Source organism: Streptomyces mesophilus, assembly GCF_040300965.1.
GTDB lineage: Bacteria > Actinomycetota > Actinomycetes > Streptomycetales > Streptomycetaceae > Streptomyces > Streptomyces mesophilus_A.
This window is the reverse complement of the sequence record NZ_JBEPEW010000026.1, coordinates 1-17,569: the sequence shown is the minus strand read 5'-3', so window position 1 is coordinate 17,569 and position 17,569 is coordinate 1. Positions and strand designations below refer to the sequence as shown.

Annotated in this window: 14 protein-coding genes and 1 pseudogene; 11 read left to right on the top strand and 4 right to left on the bottom strand. The window is 72.1% G+C overall.

The genetic code is table 11. The annotated features are described in order from the left end of the window. Positions 1-29 precede the first annotated feature (29 nt). The 3 genes from ABT367_RS12595 to ABT367_RS12585 are packed head-to-tail and all read left to right on the top strand — an operon-like array spanning position 30 to position 2,954. The gene (locus ABT367_RS12595; RefSeq protein WP_352252493.1) at positions 30-1,610 is read left to right on the top strand and encodes a 4-coumarate--CoA ligase family protein; all 1,581 of its coding nucleotides are present in this window, start codon (positions 30-32) and stop codon (positions 1,608-1,610) included. 19 nt (positions 1,611-1,629) lie between these two features. Further along, positions 1,630-2,364 (top strand): enoyl-CoA hydratase family protein, encoded by a 735-nt coding sequence (locus tag ABT367_RS12590; protein WP_352252407.1) that lies wholly within the window; start codon positions 1,630-1,632, stop codon positions 2,362-2,364. Then, a complete protein-coding gene (locus tag ABT367_RS12585; protein ID WP_352252405.1) occupies positions 2,352-2,954 on the top strand; it encodes a TetR/AcrR family transcriptional regulator in 603 nt (200 codons plus the stop codon). Before ABT367_RS12590 ends, ABT367_RS12585 begins: the two co-directional genes overlap by 13 nt. A gap of 42 nt (positions 2,955-2,996) precedes the next feature. Here the strand turns inward: ABT367_RS12585 and pdxH are convergent, their stop codons facing one another. Then, positions 2,997-3,695 carry a pyridoxamine 5'-phosphate oxidase gene (pdxH, locus tag ABT367_RS12580; RefSeq protein WP_434975453.1) on the bottom strand — a complete coding sequence of 233 codons (699 nt, stop codon included), beginning with the start codon at positions 3,693-3,695 and terminating at the stop codon, positions 2,997-2,999. A 266-nt stretch (positions 3,696-3,961) separates the two neighbouring features. Between pdxH and ABT367_RS12575 the strand changes: the two genes are divergently transcribed. From ABT367_RS12575 to ABT367_RS12565, 3 genes are all read left to right on the top strand, one after another. Beyond that, the gene (locus tag ABT367_RS12575; protein WP_352252403.1) at positions 3,962-5,056 is read left to right on the top strand and encodes a citrate synthase 2; all 1,095 of its coding nucleotides are present in this window, start codon (positions 3,962-3,964) and stop codon (positions 5,054-5,056) included. Positions 5,057-5,227: 171 nt separating this feature from the next. After that, positions 5,228-6,010, top strand: coding sequence for an ABC transporter ATP-binding protein (locus tag ABT367_RS12570; protein ID WP_352252401.1), 783 nt, complete (start codon positions 5,228-5,230; stop codon positions 6,008-6,010). Beyond that, positions 6,010-7,635, top strand: coding sequence for a transporter (locus tag ABT367_RS12565; RefSeq protein WP_352252399.1), 1,626 nt, complete (start codon positions 6,010-6,012; stop codon positions 7,633-7,635). Before ABT367_RS12570 ends, ABT367_RS12565 begins: the two co-directional genes overlap by 1 nt. Positions 7,636-7,948: 313 nt before the next feature. On the opposite strand, the gene ABT367_RS12560 is transcribed toward ABT367_RS12565, so the two are convergent. Then, a complete protein-coding gene (locus ABT367_RS12560) occupies positions 7,949-8,521 on the bottom strand; it encodes a GNAT family N-acetyltransferase (protein WP_352252397.1) in 573 nt (190 codons plus the stop codon). A 165-nt stretch (positions 8,522-8,686) separates the two neighbouring features. On the opposite strand from ABT367_RS12560, the gene ABT367_RS12555 reads away from it, so the two are divergent. Beyond that, entirely contained in the window at positions 8,687-10,123 is a 1,437-nt protein-coding gene (locus ABT367_RS12555) for a PAS domain-containing protein (protein WP_352252395.1), read from the top strand. Between the two features lie 198 nt (positions 10,124-10,321). On the opposite strand, the gene ABT367_RS12550 is transcribed toward ABT367_RS12555, so the two are convergent. After that, on the bottom strand, positions 10,322-11,086 hold the full coding sequence (locus tag ABT367_RS12550) for an SIS domain-containing protein (RefSeq protein ID WP_352252393.1): 765 nt from the start codon (positions 11,084-11,086) through the stop codon (positions 10,322-10,324). A 323-nt stretch (positions 11,087-11,409) separates the two neighbouring features. On the opposite strand from ABT367_RS12550, the gene ABT367_RS12545 reads away from it, so the two are divergent. Both ABT367_RS12545 and ABT367_RS12540 read left to right on the top strand, forming a co-directional pair. Beyond that, entirely contained in the window at positions 11,410-12,102 is a 693-nt protein-coding gene (locus tag ABT367_RS12545) for a metal-dependent transcriptional regulator (RefSeq protein ID WP_052579321.1), read from the top strand. Positions 12,103-12,875: 773 nt separating this feature from the next. After that, on the top strand, positions 12,876-13,748 hold the full coding sequence (locus tag ABT367_RS12540; RefSeq protein WP_352252391.1) for an alpha/beta fold hydrolase: 873 nt from the start codon (positions 12,876-12,878) through the stop codon (positions 13,746-13,748). 88 nt (positions 13,749-13,836) lie between these two features. Here the strand turns inward: ABT367_RS12540 and ABT367_RS12535 are convergent, their stop codons facing one another. Beyond that, positions 13,837-14,505, bottom strand: a complete 669-nt coding sequence (locus ABT367_RS12535) for a bifunctional DNA primase/polymerase (protein ID WP_352252389.1) — start codon at positions 14,503-14,505, stop codon at positions 13,837-13,839. A gap of 247 nt (positions 14,506-14,752) precedes the next feature. On the opposite strand from ABT367_RS12535, the gene ABT367_RS12530 reads away from it, so the two are divergent. Both ABT367_RS12530 and ABT367_RS12525 read left to right on the top strand, forming a co-directional pair. Further along, positions 14,753-16,162 carry a transcriptional regulator gene (locus ABT367_RS12530; RefSeq protein WP_352252387.1) on the top strand — a complete coding sequence of 470 codons (1,410 nt, stop codon included), beginning with the start codon at positions 14,753-14,755 and terminating at the stop codon, positions 16,160-16,162. Between the two features lie 409 nt (positions 16,163-16,571). Then, positions 16,572-17,569 (top strand): annotated as a pseudogene (locus ABT367_RS12525) (hypothetical protein); the annotation flags it as partial.

The window sequence follows — 17,569 nt, the reverse complement described above, 5'->3', positions numbered from 1 at the left end:
ACCGCCAAGCTTCCCGGAGGCCCGACATGGTGTTCCAGAGTGAGTACGCAGCAGTGCCGCCCGTAGAACTGCCCATCCATGACGCCGTGTTGGGCCGGGCAGCCGAGTTCGGCGAGACGCCCGCCCTGATCGACGGCGTCCAGGGCAGGTCGCTCTCGTACGCGCAGCTCGACGGCTTCCACCGCAAGGTGGCCGCCGGGCTCGCGGACGCGGGGGTGCGCAAGGGGGACGTCGTCGCCCTGCACAGCCCCAACACCATCCTGTGGCCGGTCGCCTTCTACGGGGCGACCCGGGCCGGCGCCACCGTCACCACGGTGCACCCGCTGTACACGCCCGAGGAGTTCGCCCAGCAGCTGCGCGACGCGGGAGCGAGCTGGATCGTCACGGTCTCGATGCTCCTCCCCGTCGCGCAGGCCGCGGCCGAACTCGCGGGCGGGATACGGGAGATCATCCTGTGCGACCAAGCGGATCAGGCCGAGGGCCATCGCTCGCTGCTCGACATGGTCGGCGCGGACCTCCCGGAGCCGGCCGTCGAGGTCGACCCGTCCGAGGACCTCGCCGTGCTGCCGTACTCCTCCGGGACGACGGGCGTCCCCAAGGGCGTCATGCTCACCCACAGCTCGGTCGCCACCAACCTCGCGCAGCTGTACCCGACCATGCCGATGGGCCCCGGTGACCGCATCCTCGCCGTGCTGCCGTTCTTCCACGCGTACGGCCTCACCGCCCTGCTCAACGCGCCGCTCAGCCATGGCGCCACCGTCGTCGTGCTGCCGAAGTTCGACCTCGAAGGCTTTCTGACCGCCGTCGAGAAGCACCGGATCACCGGCCTGTACGTGGTCCCGCCGATCGCCCTCGCCCTCGCCAAGCACCCGGTGGTCGAGCGCTTCGACCTCTCCTCCGTCCGCTACGTGATCAGCGCGGCCGCACCCCTGGACGGCGAACTCGCCGCCGCCTGCTCGGCCCGCCTCGGCGGCGTCCCGGTGGGCCAGGGCTACGGCATGACGGAGCTCTCACCCGCCACCCACGTCACCCCGATCGACCGGCCCATCCCGCACGGCAGCGTCGGCAAGCTGCTCGCCGGCACCGAGATGCGGATCGTCTCGCTCGACGACCCGGCGAAGGACCTCGGCCCGGGCGAGGAGGGCGAAGTGGTCTTCCGCGGGCCGCAGGTGATGAAGGGCTACCTCGGCCGGCCCGACGCGACCACCGCGATGATCGACGAGGACGGGTGGCTGCACACCGGCGACGTCGGGCGGGTCGACGAGGACGGCTGGCTGTTCATCGTCGACCGGGTCAAGGAGCTCATCAAGTACAAGGGCTTCCAGGTCGCGCCCGCCGAGCTTGAAGCCGTCCTCATCGGGGACCCGCGGATCGCGGATGCGGCCGTGATCGGGGTGTACGACGCCGACGGCAACGAGTACCCGAAGGCGTACGTGGTCCGCGCGGCCCCCGACCTCACGGAGGAGGACGTCCGGGCGTACGTGGCCGAGCATGTCGCCCCGCACAAGAAGGTGCGGGCCGTGGAGTTCATCGAGACGGTGCCGCGCGCGGCCACCGGGAAGATCCTGCGGCGGCAGCTGCGGGACCGCGACCGGGCGACCGGCGCCTGAGAAACCAGGAGACAGACCGATGAAGTACGTGGGGCGGGAACACGAGCGCGGCATCACCACCCTCACCCTGAACTCCCCGGAGAACCGCAACGCCCTCTCCGCGGACCTCGTCGCCGAACTGGCGAACGCCCTGCGGCGGTGCGCCGTCGACCAGGACGTACGGGCCGTCGTGCTCGACCACACCGGACCCACCTTCAGCGCGGGCGCCGACCTCAAGTCACCGGCCAATCCGTATGCCTTCGTCGAGCTGCTGCGCGCGATCGTCGAGCTGCCCAAGCCCGTCGTCGCCCGCGTGGACGGCAGCGCGCGGGCCGGCGGGCTCGGGCTGCTCGGCGCCTGCGATCTGGTGCTCGCCTCCGCCGGATCGACCTTCGCGTTCACGGAAGTACGGATCGGAGTGGCGCCCGCGATCATCTCGCTGACCCTGCTGCCGCGGATGGACGCGCGCGCCGCCTCCCGCTACTACCTCACGGGCGAGCGCTTCGATGCCGCGGAGGCCGCCCGGATCGGACTCGTCACCGAGGCCGTGGAGGAGCTGGGACCGGCCGTCGACAGCGTCTGCGAGGCCTTCCGCAAGGCCGCACCACAGGGCCTCGCCGAGGCGAAACGGCTGGTCACGGCTAGAGTCCTGGAAGCCTTCGAGCGCGATGCGGAGGACCTGGTCCAGCGGTCGGCGACCCTGTTCGCGTCCGGCCCCGCGCGCGAGGGCATGACCGCCTTCTTCGAGCGACGGGACGCTTCATGGGTGCTGTGACACCGGCTGCCGCACACAGTGACCGCGCACCCAAGCAGGACCGCAGCCGCGCCACCCGCCTGCGGCTCCTGGAGGCCGCCGTCGCCTGCCTCGCCGAACTCGGCTGGGCCCGCTCCACGGTCTCCGTCGTCGCCGAGCGCGCCGGTGTCTCCCGAGGCGCCGCCCAGCACCATTTCCCCACCCGCGAGGACCTGTTCACGGCCGCCGTCGAGTACGTCGCCGAGCAGCGTTCGCACGCCCTGCGCGAGGTGTCCGCCAAGACCCGCGCCGAGGTGGTCGCGGCGCTCGTCGACCTCTACACCGGGCCACTGTTCCGCGCCGCGCTCCACCTGTGGGTCGCGGCCTCGCACGAGGCGGCGCTGCACGCCCGCGTCGCCGAACTCGAGGGCCGCGTCGGCCGCGAGACCCACCGCATCGCCGTCCGCCTCCTCGACGCCGACGAGTCACGGCCCGGCGTCCGCGAAACCGTCCAGGGCCTGCTGGACATGGCGCGCGGACTGGGCCTCGCCAACGTCCTCACCGACGACACCGGCCGCCGCGAACGCGTCGTACGGCAGTGGGGGCACCTGCTCGACGAGGCACTCGGGTAGCTCCGGGCCCGGGCGGATCGTGGATCGGGAACCTTCGGTGGCTCAGGGAGCGAGCCGCTCCACGCTCCAGGCCCCGCCCTCGGCCACGTACCGCAGCCGGTCGTGCAGCCGGTTCTCGCGCCCCTGCCAGAACTCCACCGCCTCCGGTACGACGAGGAACCCGCCCCAGTGCGGCGGCACCGGCACCGGCTCGCCCTGCGGATAGCGGGCCGCCAACTCCTCGTACGCACCCGCCAGTTCCTCCCTCGACCCGATCACCGAGGACTGGGCGCTGGCCCACGCCCCGAGCTGCGAGCCGTGCGGCCGCGAGCGGAAGTACGCGGCCGTCTCCTCGCGCCCGACCCGCTCGGCGCGGCCGCTGACGATCACCTGGCGCGCCATCGGATGCCACGGGAACAGCAGCGAGACCGCGGGGTTCGCCTCGATCTCCCGCCCCTTGCGCGAGGTGTAGTTCGTGTAGAACACGAAGCCGCGGACGCCGTACGCCTTGAGGAGCACGGTCCGTGAGCTCGGACGGCCGTCCGCGTCGGCGGTCGAGACGATCATCGCGTTCGGCTCGTGCAGCTCGACGCGCACCGCCTGGGCGAACCAGCGGTCGAACTGGTTCATCGGATCGCCGGCGAGGTCGGCTTCGAGCAGCGGAGCGGTGCGGTACTGCTCGCGCATGGCGGACGGATCGGGTCCGTGGATCCCGTCGGCCGGGTCGAGGTGCTGATGGTTCACGACGTCATCCTGTCGCACCCGGCCGCCCCGGACGAGTGTGGTTCGCGGCACTCAGTGCCGTGAACTCTCCCCTTCCGTGGCACCGAGGGATATCGTCCTGCCGCACGGGGCATCACCGGGGTGGCCATGAACGGACCGCGAGTCGTGAGTGACCGCGGAACCGGCTTGTGGGCACCTGCTTCTGACTTCCGGTCACCACCGCCCCACCATCACCACCGGTCACCCGTCACCTCGGGCGGCCGACCCGTAACCGTCTCGTCGTACACATCATGAGGAGCCGCCTGATGTCCGACTTCGTCCCTGGGCTCGAAGGGATCATCGCGTTCGAAACGGAGATCGCCGAACCGGACAAGGAAGGGGGCGCGCTCCGCTACCGCGGTGTCGATATCGAGGATCTGGTCGGCAACGTCTCCTTCGGCAACGTCTGGGGTCTGCTGGTCGACGGGGCGTTCAATCCGGGCCTGCCGCCCGCCGAGCCGTTCCCGATCCCCGTGCACTCCGGCGACATCCGCGTCGACGTCCAGTCCGCGCTCGCCATGCTCGCGCCGGTCTGGGGCCTCAAACCGCTGCTCGACATCGATGCCGACCAGGCCCGCGAGGACCTCGCGCGCGCCGCCGTGATGGCCCTCTCGTACGTCGCCCAGTCGGCGCGCGGCCAGGGGCAGCCGATGGTGCCGCAGCGCGAGATCGACAAGGCCACCTCCGTCGTCGAGCGCTTCATGATCCGCTGGCGCGGCGAGCCCGACCCGAAGCACGTGGCGGCCGTCGACGCGTACTGGACCTCGGCCGCCGAACACGGCATGAACGCCTCGACGTTCACGGCCCGCGTCATCGCCTCCACCGGCGCGGACGTCTCCGCCGCGCTCTCCGGCGCGGTCGGCGCGATGTCCGGCCCGCTGCACGGCGGCGCGCCCTCGCGCGTCCTCGGCATGATCGAGGAGATCGAGCGTACGGGGGACGCGGACGCGTACGTCCGCAAAGCCCTCGACCGGGGCGAGCGGCTCATGGGCTTCGGCCACCGCGTCTACCGCGCCGAGGACCCGCGCGCCCGTGTACTGCGCCGTACCGCCCGTGAGTTGGGCGCACCGCGCTTCGAGGTCGCCGAAGCCCTGGAGAAGGCGGCCCTCGCCGAACTCCACGCCCGCCGGCCCGACCGTGTCCTCGCCACGAACGTCGAGTTCTGGGCGGCGATCGTCCTCGACTTCGCCGAGGTCCCGGCGAACATGTTCACCTCGATGTTCACCTGCGCCCGTACGGCCGGCTGGTCGGCCCACATCCTGGAACAGAAGCGCACGGGCCGCCTGGTCCGCCCCTCGGCCCGCTACGTGGGCCCGCCGTCGCGGAGCCCGGAGGAGGTACGGGGGTTCGAGTCGGCGTAGGGGTGCGCCCGCTCCACTCCAGCCCGGCCGGCGTTTGAGGCCATCCGACCCAAGGTCGGATACGGGTCCGGGGCGCAGCCCCGGTTTCGGGAAGGGGCGGGTAGGGGAAAATTGGCCGCCGCAGGCCCCACCCGCACCCGACCCTCCCACCGAACCCACCGGAAGGCCCCCGTGCCCGAGACGGCAGCCGTACAAGTCACCCAACTCTGGAAGAGGTTCGGCGAACAGATCGCCGTGGCCGGCATCGACCTCACCCTCCCCGCCGGAAAGTTCATCGGCCTCGTGGGCCCCAACGGAGCCGGCAAGACCACCACCCTCTCCATGATCACCGGCCTACTCCGCCCCGACATGGGACAAGTCCACGTCGTCGGCCACGACGTCTGGCAGGACCCCGCCGAGGTCAAGGCCAGAATCGGCGTACTCCCCGAAGGCCTCCGCCTCTTCGAGCGCCTCTCGGGCCGCGAACTCCTCACGTACACCGGACGCCTGCGCGGCCTGCCCGCCGAGGACGTCGACAAGCGCACCACCCAGCTCCTCGACGTCCTCGACCTCACCGGCGCCCAGCACAAACTCGTCGTCGACTACTCCACCGGCATGCGCAAGAAGATCGGCCTCGCCGCCGCTCTCCTGCACAACCCCGAAGTCCTCTTCCTGGACGAGCCGTTCGAGGGCGTCGACCCCGTCTCCGCCCAGACCATCCGCGGCGTCCTGGAGCGCTACACCGCCTCCGGCGCCACCGTCGTCTTCTCCAGCCACGTCATGGAACTCGTCGAGTCCCTCTGCGACTGGGTCGCCGTCATGGCCGCCGGACGGATCCGCGCCCAGGGCCCCCTCGCGGACGTACGAGGAGACGCCCCCAGCCTGCAGAGCGCGTTCCTCGAACTCGTCGGCGCGAACGACCGCGCGAACGGCGACACCCTGGACTGGCTCGGCTCGACCGGCGGCACCGCGTAATGGCCACCACGACCACCAAAGCCCCACGCCCCGCCCGCACCCCGAGCCTCACCCCCACCTTCGTGAGCCTCAAGCTGGCCCTGTTGCGCAACGGACTGCGCCAGTCCGCGGGCCGCCGCGCCGCCTACATCGCCTCCGTCGTCGTCACCCTGCTCTTCGCCGCCCTCCAGCTCATCGGCCTGATCGCACTGCGCGGCAACGAACACGCCGCCACCCTCGTGATCCTGCTCGCCGCGGTCCTCGCGCTCGGCTGGACCTTCATGCCGCTCTTCTTCCCGAGCGGCGACGAAACGCTCGACGCCACCCGCCTCGTGATGCTGCCGCTGCGCCCCCGCCCGCTCGTCCGCGCACTGCTCGCCTCGTCCCTCGTCGGCATCGGTCCGCTCTTCACACTCTGCCTCGCCGCCGGTTCGGTCGTCGCCGTAGCCCACGGCACCGCCGCCGCGCTCACCGGGCTCGTCGCGATCGCGCTCACCCTGCTGGTCTGCGTCGCGCTCGCGCGCAGCGTCGCCTCCGCCAACCTGCGGCTGCTCTCCAGCCGCAAGGGCCGCGACCTCGCCGTACTCAGCGGCCTCGTCATCGCCGTCGGCATCCAGGTCGTCAACTTCGGCGCCCAGAGCCTCGGCCGCTCCGGCGGCCTTTCCCGCCTCGACCCGGCCGCCGACATCATCCGCTGGATCCCGCCCGCCTCCGCACTCGGCGCGGTCGACTCCGTCTCCCAGGGCTCGTACGCCACCGGACTCGCCCAACTCGCCCTGTGCATCGCCCTCCTGGCGGCCCTGCTCACGTACTGGCAGCGCAGCCTCACCCGCCTCATGACCTCACCCGACGGCTCCACCCTCCAGGCGGCCGAGCCCACCCGCACCCGCGCACGTGCCCACGGACTCACCCGCTTTCTGCCCGAGGGCCGCACCGGCACCGTCATGGAACGCACCCTGCGCTACGTCTGGCGCGACCCCAAGACCAAGGCCGCCTGGGTCACATCCCTCGCCATCGGCCTGATCGTCCCCGTCTTCAACGCCCTCCAGGGCACCGGCTCGGTCTACTTCGCCTGCTTCGCCGCGGGGATGCTCGGCATCCTGATGTACAACCAGTTCGGACAGGACAGTTCGGCCTTCTGGATGGTCGCCCAGACGATCTCCACGACCCGCGACGCGTACACCGAACTCCGGGCCCGAGCCCTCGCGTTGGCGCTGATCACCATCCCGTACGCCGTGCTCGTGACCTTGGTGACCACGGCGATCATCGGGGACTGGCGCCCCCTGCCCGAAGCGCTCGGCCTGTCCTTCGCGCTCCTCGGCTCGATGCTGGCCACCGGCGCCTGGTGCTCGGCCCGCTTCCCTTATTCGATCCCCCAGGAGGGCTACAAGAACGTGGCCCCCGGCCAGGCCGGCCTCGCCTGGATCTCCATCTTCGGCGGCATGCTCGCCTCGGCCCTGCTCTGCGCCCCGCTGCTGACCCTGACGATCTGGCTGCACGCCTCGGGCAACGACCACCTGCTCTGGCTCCTGCTCCCCGGCGGAACCCTCTACGGCTGGGCCATCGCCCACCTCGGCCTGCGCTTCTCGGCCCCACGCGCGGCGGCCCGCCTGCCGGAGATCCTCACGGCGGTGAGCAAGGGCTGAGGGTGCTCGCGCACCCGGAAACGCAGACGACCCACGGTCTCGGGATCCCCTGAGGGAGCCGGCCGGACGTACCGGCGAGACCGTGGGTCGGGTGACTGCTGGGATTGGGCCGGCTGCGCGGTTCGCTCCCGCGCTGGTCCGGCACCGCACTGTGTGTGGCGGCGGGCCGCTAGCCCGCAGTCACCTCACGCGTCCGGTTCTTTGCCATCTGCCGAACCACCTCCCTTCTCGTGTGCCCCACACACTAGGAAGGGGCCGGCGTCGCTTCAACCGGTTTTTCCGCAAGTTTGCCTACGCGGCTTGGGCCGGCGCATCACCGCAGGTCAAGCCGCATCAATACCCTCGGGTGTCCCGCCAGTACCGAGGTGGTGTCGGCAGCGTGGGTGAAGCCGGCGCGTTCGAAGTTCTTGCGCAGGCCCGCGTACGCCATCGTCAGGTCGACGCGGGCGTCGCCGTTGTCCAGGGGATACGCCTCGATCGCCGGCGCCCCGTGCTGTCTCGCGAACTCCACCGCGCCCTCGATCAGGGCGTGCGAGATGCCCTGCTTGCGGTGGCCGGGGCGGACGCGGATGCACCACAGGGACCAGACCGGGAGGTCGTCGACGTGGGGGATCTTGCGGTTGCGGGCGAAGGAGGTGTCCGCGCGGGGAGCCACGGCGGCCCAGCCGGCCGGTTCGTCGCCGTCGTAGGCGAGGACGCCCGGCGGCGGGTCGGCGCGGCAGAGTCCGGCGACGTACTCGGCGCGGGCCGGGCCGCGGAGTTCGTTGTTGAGCTTCGAACCGATGCGGTAGCTCAGGCAGAAACACACGTTCGCGGTGGGTGACTTGGGGCCGATGACGGCGGCGACGTCCTCGAAAACCGAGGCCGGGCGGACGGCGATGGTCATGGTGCCCAGACTGGCACGCGGGCCGAGCAGGCGTGGGCGGGACGTTTCCGGGGCGCAACGATTTCGGCGAACTTGATGTGGGCTGCGTCACGTTCGAGTTCAATGATCTGTGTTGGATGGTCAGTGCAATCCGACAGGTGGACTCGTCCTGCAGGGGGTGGCCAGGTGAGTGCTTCCCGGCGCAGCGGAACTGCGCAGCCCACGGACCCGGAGAACCCAGGCGAGGGCTCGGGCGCCGACTCCGGTACGCCGGGCGGTGGTTCCGGGGAGTCGAGCGGCACCGGTGGGCCCGGTTCGGCCGATCTGCTCGCCGCGCTGCTCGACGGAATGGACGCGGCGCTGTGCGCGTTCGACGCGGACGGCGTCGTCACGCATTGGAACCGTGAGGCGGCGCGGATCCTCGGCTGGAGCCCCGAAGAGGCCGTGGGGCGGCGGGGGTTCGCGGGCTGGGCGGTGCGTACGGCGGACGCGGACGAGATCGAGGGGCGGCTGCTCGCGGCGATGCACGCGCCGGGGCGGCAGGTGCACGAGTTCGCGCTGGTGACGAAGGACGGCGGGCGCGTGCTCGTACGGACGCAGTCGGCGGCCGTGCCCGGCCCCGACGGCAAACCGGCGGGTCTTTACTGCGCGTTCAGCGAGGTGCACGCGCAGATCGACCTGGAGCGTTCGATCGCGTTGAGCGAGGCGCTCTTCGACGACGCCTCGTGGGGTGTGGTCCTGGTCGACGCGGATCTGCGGCCCGCCGTGGTGAACGCGCATGCGGCGCGGGCCCTCGGCGTGGGGCGTACGGCGGTGCTGGGGCGGCCGCTCGGTGAGCTTCTCGCGCAGGGCGTCGAGGAGTTGGAGAGCGCGCTCACGCACGTTCTGGCCGAAGGCGCGCCGCCCGCGCCGGCCGAGCTGTGGGTGTCGGTGCGCGGTGACGCGCAGGGCGCGGGGGAGCGGCGCTGCTGGCGCAGTGGCTTCCTGCGTCTGGGATCGCCGCTCGCCGAGGAGCCCGTGCCGCTGGGCGTGGGCTGGCTCTTCCAGGACGTGACCGACGCGAAGGCGGTCGAGCAGGAGGCGGCCCAACTGCGCTTCCGCAGCAATCAGTTGCACCGGGCCGGGCGCGCGGCGGGGGAGTGCGAGGACCCGATGGAGGCGGCGACGGCCCATCTCGACTTCGCCCTCGCGGGCTTCGCGGACCACGCCCTGATCGATCTGACCACGTCGCTCGAGCCGCCGCGGCTGGTCCGCGCGGCCGCCAGCCCGGTCGGCTCCCCCGGCCCGGTGCTGCCGGTTCCGATGGCCGGTCTCCCGGTCCGCTACCCGGACGGGCACCCGGCCCTCCAGTGCGTGCAGCGCGCGGGCTCGGTCCGTGCCTCCGCGGGCGCCGCGGCGCCGGACGCCGCGCGTGGCTGGGCGAAGGCACGTCAGTGGCCGGACTCCACGGTGCACGCGCTGTGCGCGGTGCTGCGCAGCCGGGGCCGGACGCTGGGTGTGGTGACGTTCCTGCGCAGCGACAGCCGCCCGCCGTTCGAGCGCTCCGATGCCACGTACGCGGAGAGTGTGGCGGTGCGGGTGGCGGCGGCGGTGGACCTGGCGGGAGTGGTGGGGAGCTCGTAGGAGCCGTGTCCCGCCGGGCGGTTGCTGGAGCCGTGGAGGATCTGGGCGAACGTCAGCGCCGGTAGTGGATCCGGACGGTCTCAGTGCCGCGCCGTAGGAGGTCCGGACCGTCGCTGGTGCCGTAGGGGATCCGGACCGTCGCTGGTGCCGTAGGTGATCCGGGCGGTCGCTGATGCCGGCCGAGGACGCTGACGGCCGTCAGTGCCGGTAGAAGATCCGGTCCCCGTACTCGGTCAGGATGCGGCCGTTCCACTCGTGGCCGCCGTCGACGTTGCCCGAGCGCAGCAGCGGCGGCTCGATGCCGCGGGAGACGAGGTCGCCCGCCGCCGTGGCGAGGGTGGCCTGGAGCAGCGCGCTGGTGACGACCGTGGACGCCGGGGCGAACGGTGCCTCGATCCCGTCGAGGGTCAGCTCCGCGTCGCCGATCGCGATCTTGCTGTCGAGGACGACGTCGCAGTGGTCCTTGAGATACGTGCCGGAGACATGGCGGGAGCGGGTCTCCGTGGCGTACGCCACCGAGGTCACACCGATCACGCGCAGTCCCAGGGCCTGTGCGTTCATGGCCATCTCGACCGGCAGGGCGTTGCGGCCCGACAGGGAGATGATCACCAGGACGTCCCCGGGCTGTGCGGGGGACGAGTCGAGGACGGCGCCCGCGAGCCCGTCGACCCGTTCGAGCGCCGAGCCCAGCGTCGCCGGCATGACGTCCACGCCGACCACGCCCGGGACGGCGAGCAGATTCATCAGGGCGAGCCCGCCGGCGCGGTAGACGATGTCCTGCGCGGCCAGCGAGGAGTGGCCCGCGCCGAACGCGAAGAGCCGGCCGCCCGCCTCGACGGCCTCGGCGATCAGACCACCCGCGGCCGCGATGTTCGCGGCCTCCTCGTCGCGCACCCGCTCCAGGAGGCCGATGGCCGCGTCGAAGTACTGGTCGGCGAGCTTGTTCTCGCGCGTAGGGCTCATCGCCTTCAGGCCCCTTTCCGGGGGTGGGTGCCAACGTGCCGCGGATCACGTTGCGGTCTGGACCAGTGCTCTGTCAATACGGGCTGTCGTGACGCGGCGGGGGCCGCGCGGGGCCGCGAAAGACGCCCTCGCAGTAGCGCCGCGGCCGTGTTCGCAGGCCCGTATTCGCCCGCGCGGCACGGTTGTCGGTGCGATGCGTCAGAATTGACTCAGGGCCAGGACCTGTCTTGGCATCCCCGACGGCCCGGCGCCGGGCGTCGGCGGGAGTGCGAAGACAGGCCCTGACGCGACGAGACGCATCGAGACTGCATCGAGGGGCACGTATGTCCGGACTGATCGACACCACGGAGATGTATCTCCGCACCATCCTCGAGCTCGAGGAAGAAGGTGTGGTCCCCATGCGTGCCCGGATCGCCGAGCGGCTCGACCAGAGCGGCCCGACGGTCAGCCAGACGGTCGCACGCATGGAGCGCGACGGACTGGTCTCCGTCGCCGCGGACCGCCACCTGGAGCTGACCGACGAGGGCCGCCGGCTCGCCACCCGCGTGATGCGCAAGCACCGCCTCGCCGAGTGCCTGCTGGTCGACGTGATCGGCCTGGAGTGGGAGCAGGTGCACGCCGAGGCCTGCCGCTGGGAGCACGTGATGAGCGAGGCCGTGGAGCGCCGCGTCCTGGAGCTTCTGCGGCATCCCACCGAGTCGCCGTACGGCAATCCCATCCCCGGTCTCGAAGAGCTGGGCGAGAAGGCCGAGGCCGACCCGTTCCTCGACGAGGGCATGGTCAGCCTCGCCGACCTGGAGCCGGGCACCGAGGGCAAGACCGTGGTGGTGCGCCGGATCGGCGAGCCCATTCAGACCGACGCCCAGCTGATGTACACGCTGCGCCGCGCGGGCGTACAGCCCGGTGCGGTGGTCAGCGTGACCCAGGCCGCCGGCGGTGTCCTGGTGGGCAGCAGCGGCGAGGCCGCGGAGCTGGACGCCGAGGTCGCGTCGCACGTGTTCGTCGCCAAGCGCTGAGGTGGCGTCGCGCGTGTTCGTCGCCGAGCGCTGAGGTGGCGTCGCGTGTGGTCGTCGCCGAGGGCTGAAGTCGCTGCCGCCTCGGACGCCGTGTCCTCCTGGGGCGGGGTGGGGCCGAGTTGCGGCGGGGGCGGGGGCCGATCGGGCTCCCGCCTGGTGCCGCGGTGGGCCCACGGGCCCGTCGGGCCCCAACTGCCCCATGGCACACGGAAGTTGGGGCCGGCGATTCCAAGATTCACGGACGGAATCGCCCCGCCCGGGGAATTTAAGTGCGAGGCTGTTCGTGAGGCATATGACCTGAGGGCTCTTGACCGCGTGGGCGCCGGCGAGGGAGGGGCGGGAGGATGTGCCGTACAACCCGCCGTACTGAGACGGCGCACGCCTGCCCTGCCTCGCCGTCGGTGCCGTCTCCCCGGAGGGCGAGGTTTCCCGGGGGTCCAGGGGCCCCTGTTCGTCACCCCTGGCGCCACACAGCAGAGGGCCCCGGCACCTCGCGGTGCCGGGGCCTGTCCTCCCCTGTGCTGACCTGGAGCCCCGAGCTCTCAAGGTCACCCCGCCGGACCGGTTTCCCCGAGCGGCCCGCCTCCCGCAGAAGATCTCCCCTCGGCCGCGCCGGTCAATCCTTGAGTGCGGTCACTCGAATGAGGGGTGTTTTCGGGCGAAAAGGGTTTTTCGAATGGGGGTTCGATAACGTGGCCGTACGTTAGGCGTACGGAGCATTGCTTCACGGAGCACTACGGCAACAGGCCCGAGCGAGGGGGGTGCCAGGACGTATGGTGCGGCGCATCGATGTGACCGGAGCAGGCGGGGTGCGCCTTGCCGCCTGGGAGTTCGCCGATCCCCCGAAGGACGACAAGGAGCTCGCCGAGCTCGGGTGCGAACCCGGGGTGCTGTTATTGCACGGCCTGATGGGCCGCGCCTCGCACTGGGCGGGTACGGCGCGCTGGCTCGCCGAGCGGCATCGCGCGGTCGCCCTCGACCAGCGCGGCCACGGCCAGAGCGAGAAGCCGGCCGGCGGCCCCTTCACCCGCGAGGCCTATGTCGACGACGCCGAGGCCGCCCTCGTCCAGCTCGATCTCGCGCCCGCCGTGCTCATCGGCCACTCCATGGGCGCCCTCACCGCCTGGCAGCTCGCCGCCCGCCGCCCCGATCTCGTCAGCGGCCTTGTCATCTGCGACATGCGCGCATCGGCGCTCGGCGCCGCCTCGCAGCGCGAGTGGTCCGACTGGTTCGAGGCCTGGCCCGTCCCCTTCGCCACCCTCGCCGACGTCCGCAAGTGGTTCGGCGAGGACGACCCCTGGGTGGAGCGCCCCAATCCGGCCCGCGGCAGTTTCTACGCCGAGGTCATGACCGAGTCCGAGGACGGCTGGGGTCCGGTCTTCGACCGCGACCAGATGCTCAACACCCGTGAGACCTGGGTGTACGACGCCCACTGGGAGGAGCTCGCCCAGGTGCAGTGCCCGACCCTCGTGGTCCGCGGCCTCGACGGAGAGCTGGGCCGGGCCGAGGCCCAGGAGATGGTCCGCGTACTGCCCCGCGGCGAGTACGCGGAGGTCCCCGACGCCGGCCACCTGGTCCACTACGACCAGCCGGAAGGCTGGCGAGCGGTGGTGGAACCGTTCCTGGACGGAGTCCTCACAGGCTAAAGCGACAGGGGGACCATCTGTCCGCGAGAATGCCCCAAATCGGGCGCCTCGCTGAACAGATGGTCCCCCTGTCCCCTTGTGGGGCTGCTCAGCGGCGAGCCTCGCGGCCGCAGGCGTACGCCAGGGCGCTGATCAGTTCTTCCGCGTCCGGCAGCCAGCGGTTGGCGGGGGTGGGGCGGCGGGCCCACTGTGCGGCGCCCTGCGAGCCGAAGCGGGTCGGGGGCGCGGCCACCCAGTCGCCCTCGCCGAGCGAGCGCAGGTCCAGCGCGGCAGGGGCCCATCCCAACTTCCGTACGAGATCGGGGATCTTGACGGTGGCCCCGGGCAGGACGAAGAACTGCATCCGGCGGTTCGGTGTCAGCGTCACCGGGCCGAGCGTCAGCTCCATCCGCTCGAGCCGCGCGAGCGCCAGGAAGCCCGCGGTCTCCGGCACGTCGAGCGCGTCGAAGGTGCGCCCGGTCGGCAGCAGGATCGAGGACCCCGGCTGCTTCGACCACAGCCGGCGCGCGACCGTGGCGCTGCCCGTGGCCTGCGTGGCCCAGTCCTCGCGGGCCGGGTGCGCACCGGGCAGGGGGCAGGCGTGCGCCCCGCACGAGCAGGACTCGGAGCCGGAGGAGTCCTCGCGGATCTCGAGCCAGGTGCCGGGGAACACGTCCCAGTGCCGTTCCTCCGCATACCGCACGGCGGCGTCGAGCAGCGTCTCGCCGCGCTGTTGAGGGATCCGGTCGGCCGTCGCGGGGGTGATGGTCTCTTCCACGGAGTGTTCAACTCCAGCCGTCACCGCGGGTTACGGGCTGTCCGCGCGCCGCGCAGGCGCATCGATCCTGCATACGGGGCGCATGGATGCATGGGCGGGGGCGCGCGAGCGGATCGGCAGCGGGGGTGGGTAGCCAGCTGTGAGGGGTCGGTCACGGCTTGTGCATCTTCCCTTCCGTACCTGGGCATTGATCATCACGAGTGATCACTACTTCGCAGGACACCGCGGCGCACACAGGGGGTACGCCATGGCCGCAAGGCCTCTCGTAGCGCGGCAGCCGAACGAACGGCTGCAGGCGCTGATCCAGGAAGCCGGCTGTTCCAACGCCGGGCTCGCGCGCCGGGTGAACATGTGCGGCGCCGAGCACGGGCTCGATCTGCGCTATGACAAGACGTCCGTGGCGCGCTGGCTGCGCGGGCAGCAGCCGCGCGGGCGGGCCCCCGCGATCATCGCCGAGGCGCTCGGCCGCAAGCTGGGGCGCACGGTCACGATCGACGAGATCGGCATGGCCAACGGCAAGAACCTGGCATCGGGCGTCGGGCTGCAGTTCTCACCCACCGTGCTCGGCGCGATCGAGCAGGTCTGCGAGCTGTGGCGCAGCGATGTGGGGCGGCGCGACTTCCTGTCCGGTTCGTCCGTGGCCGCGTCCGCGCTCGTCGAGCCCAGTAGGGATTGGCTGATCACAGGGACTGACCAGCAGGTGGCGCGTGCGGCCGGGGCGCGGGTGGGTACGGCCGATGTCGAAGCCGTACGGGCGATGACGGACGCGCTCACGCAGCTGGACCACCAGTTCGGCAGCGGGCACGTGCGCCCGGTCGTCGTGCACTACCTCAACTCCGTGGTGTCCGGGCTGCTCGCCGGCTCGTACCGGGAAGCGGTGGGGCGTGAACTCTTCGCCGCGGTGGCCCGGTTGACGGAACTCGCGGGCTACATGGCCATCGACACCGGGCAGCCGGGTCTCGCGCAGCGGTACTACATCCAGGCGCTGCGGCTCGCGCAGGCGGCCGGCGACCGCGGCTACGGCGGCTACGTACTGGCCGCGTCCATGAGCCACTTGGCGGCCCAGCTGGGCAATCCGCGCGAGATCGCGCAGTTGGCGCGCGCCGCGCAGGAGGGGGCACGCGGGCGGGTCACGCCGCGGGCCGAGGCGATGTTCTACGCGGCGGAGGCGCGCGGGCACGCGCTGCTCGGGGACGCGCGGACGACCCAGCTGGTGGTCGCGCGGGCCGAGGCGGCGATGGAGCGGGCGGAGTCGAGCGGGTCCGGCTCGGGCCCCGGGGCCGGGTCCGGTGACGACCCGGTGTGGATCCGGCACTTCGACCGGGCGTATCTCGCCGATGAACTGGCGCACTGCTACCGGGACTTGGGTCAGGCGGACGCGGCCGAGCGGGCGGCCCGCGAGGCGCTCGACGGGCTTCCGGAGACGCGGGTGCGGCGGCGCGCGATCGGACTGGTGCTGCTCGCCTCCGCGCAGGTGCAGCGGCGTGAGGTGGAGCACGCCTGCCATACGGGGATGCGTGCCGTGGAACTGCTCGGGACGCTGCGGTCGAACCGCGGGGCCGAGTACCTGGACGATCTGCAGCAGCGCCTCGAGCCGTTCGGCGAGGAGGCGGTGGTCCGGGAGTTCGGGGCACGGCTGGACATTCAGGCTGCGTGAGGGGCGGATATGCGGGCTGGGTGAGGGCGCGGGTTCTCTGGCCCGGTGGGCTGCGGTTGTGTGACGGTGCGGTGAGCTGCGGTTGTGTGAAGGTGCGGCGCGATCGCGTCGTACGGGGTCGGTGATTCAGGCCCGCGTACGGGTTCTGCGGCGCGGGCCGGCGTAAGGGTTCTGTGCAGGGCCGCCGGGGGTTGCGTGCGGGAGGTGAACCGGGGCCCGGAGCTGGGCGTACTGCGGGACATGTGGTCGTGAACGGCAGGCGGGGCGGGCTCGGGCGGCCAGGAACAGCGTCGTTGCGGCCCCACTTGTTACAGCCGGGGCGGTGGGGCGGAGCTGTGTACCGCCGTCGACTGGGGAGCCGGTAGCGTTAACCGACGATTCCAGAGTTCCCCCATTGGTAGGAGTCCCGGTGACGCAGAGCGGACAGGGCGAGGAGCCGCAGCTTCCCGCGGCGCGGCCCGCCCACGAAGGCGTCGTGCTGCCCGCGGACGGCGGAGAGCCGCTGATGCCCGGCATGTACGCGGAGCCCGCCGGTGCGGCGGTGCCCACGGGCGGACAGCCGTGGGGCCAGCCCTGGGGTCCGGAGTCGGCGCACGCGCCGGGGTCCGAGGCAGGGCCCGTGACGGGGCAGGCCTGGGGGGCGCCGCAGGCGCCTTCGGGTGGCGGGCAGCCGCTGCCGCCTGCCGCGCAGGTGCAGCCTCAGTCCCAGCCTCAGCCCTCGTCCCCGTCGCTTCCGCCCGTGCAGGCGGATGCCGATGCGACGCAGTACATTCCGCCGGTGCCGGGGCAGTCGATACCCCAGATGCCGGCCGCTCAGCAGCCGGGATCTCAGCTGCCTCCGGTTCAGCAGCCTCCGGCCGAGATGCCTCCGGTTCAGCAGCCGATGCAGGCGATGCAGCCGAATCAGCAGATGCAGCCGAATCAGCAGATGCCGCCCACGCCGCCCATGCCGCAGGGCCCGCACGGTGCGCCCGGGGGCGACGAAGCCGCCACGCAGATGATTCCGCCCGTTATGGGCAATTCGCCCGAAATGGGCGCAGGGGCGCAGCAGTTGCCCCCGCAGACGCCGCCCGGTGCCCTGCCTCCGGAGCAGTCCGCCGAGTCCACGTACATCCTGGGACGCCAGCAGGCGCCTGCCGGCCCCGACGCCCAGGCCACGCAGTACCTGCCGCCCGTGCCGCCCGCGCAGAACGCCATGCCGACCGCTCAGGGTGCCGTGCCGCCCGCGCCGGCCGGAGCGCCGTACGGGATCCGGCCCGGGGCGCCGGGGGACCGGCAGCCGCCGGCCGAGTTCGACAGTCTCTTCCGCAGCGAGCCCGCCGAGGGGCCCGCCGACTCCACGCAGCAGATGCCCCGCTTCCAGGAGCCGGCGCCCGGGCCGCGCGCTCAGCAGGGCCACGGCGGTGG

Coding starts and splice junctions, on each gene's coding strand:
- ABT367_RS12565 (WP_352252399.1), top strand. CDS start 6,010: ATGGCCACCACGACCACCAAAGCCCCACGCCCCGCCCGCACCCCGAGC.
- ABT367_RS12575 (WP_352252403.1), top strand. CDS start 3,962: ATGTCCGACTTCGTCCCTGGGCTCGAAGGGATCATCGCGTTCGAAACG.
- ABT367_RS12560 (WP_352252397.1), bottom strand. CDS start 8,521: ATGACCATCGCCGTCCGCCCGGCCTCGGTTTTCGAGGACGTCGCCGCC.
- ABT367_RS12530 (WP_352252387.1), top strand. CDS start 14,753: ATGGCCGCAAGGCCTCTCGTAGCGCGGCAGCCGAACGAACGGCTGCAG.
- ABT367_RS12590 (WP_352252407.1), top strand. CDS start 1,630: ATGAAGTACGTGGGGCGGGAACACGAGCGCGGCATCACCACCCTCACC.
- ABT367_RS12540 (WP_352252391.1), top strand. CDS start 12,876: ATGGTGCGGCGCATCGATGTGACCGGAGCAGGCGGGGTGCGCCTTGCC.
- ABT367_RS12545 (WP_052579321.1), top strand. CDS start 11,410: ATGTCCGGACTGATCGACACCACGGAGATGTATCTCCGCACCATCCTC.
- ABT367_RS12550 (WP_352252393.1), bottom strand. CDS start 11,086: ATGAGCCCTACGCGCGAGAACAAGCTCGCCGACCAGTACTTCGACGCG.
- ABT367_RS12585 (WP_352252405.1), top strand. CDS start 2,352: ATGGGTGCTGTGACACCGGCTGCCGCACACAGTGACCGCGCACCCAAG.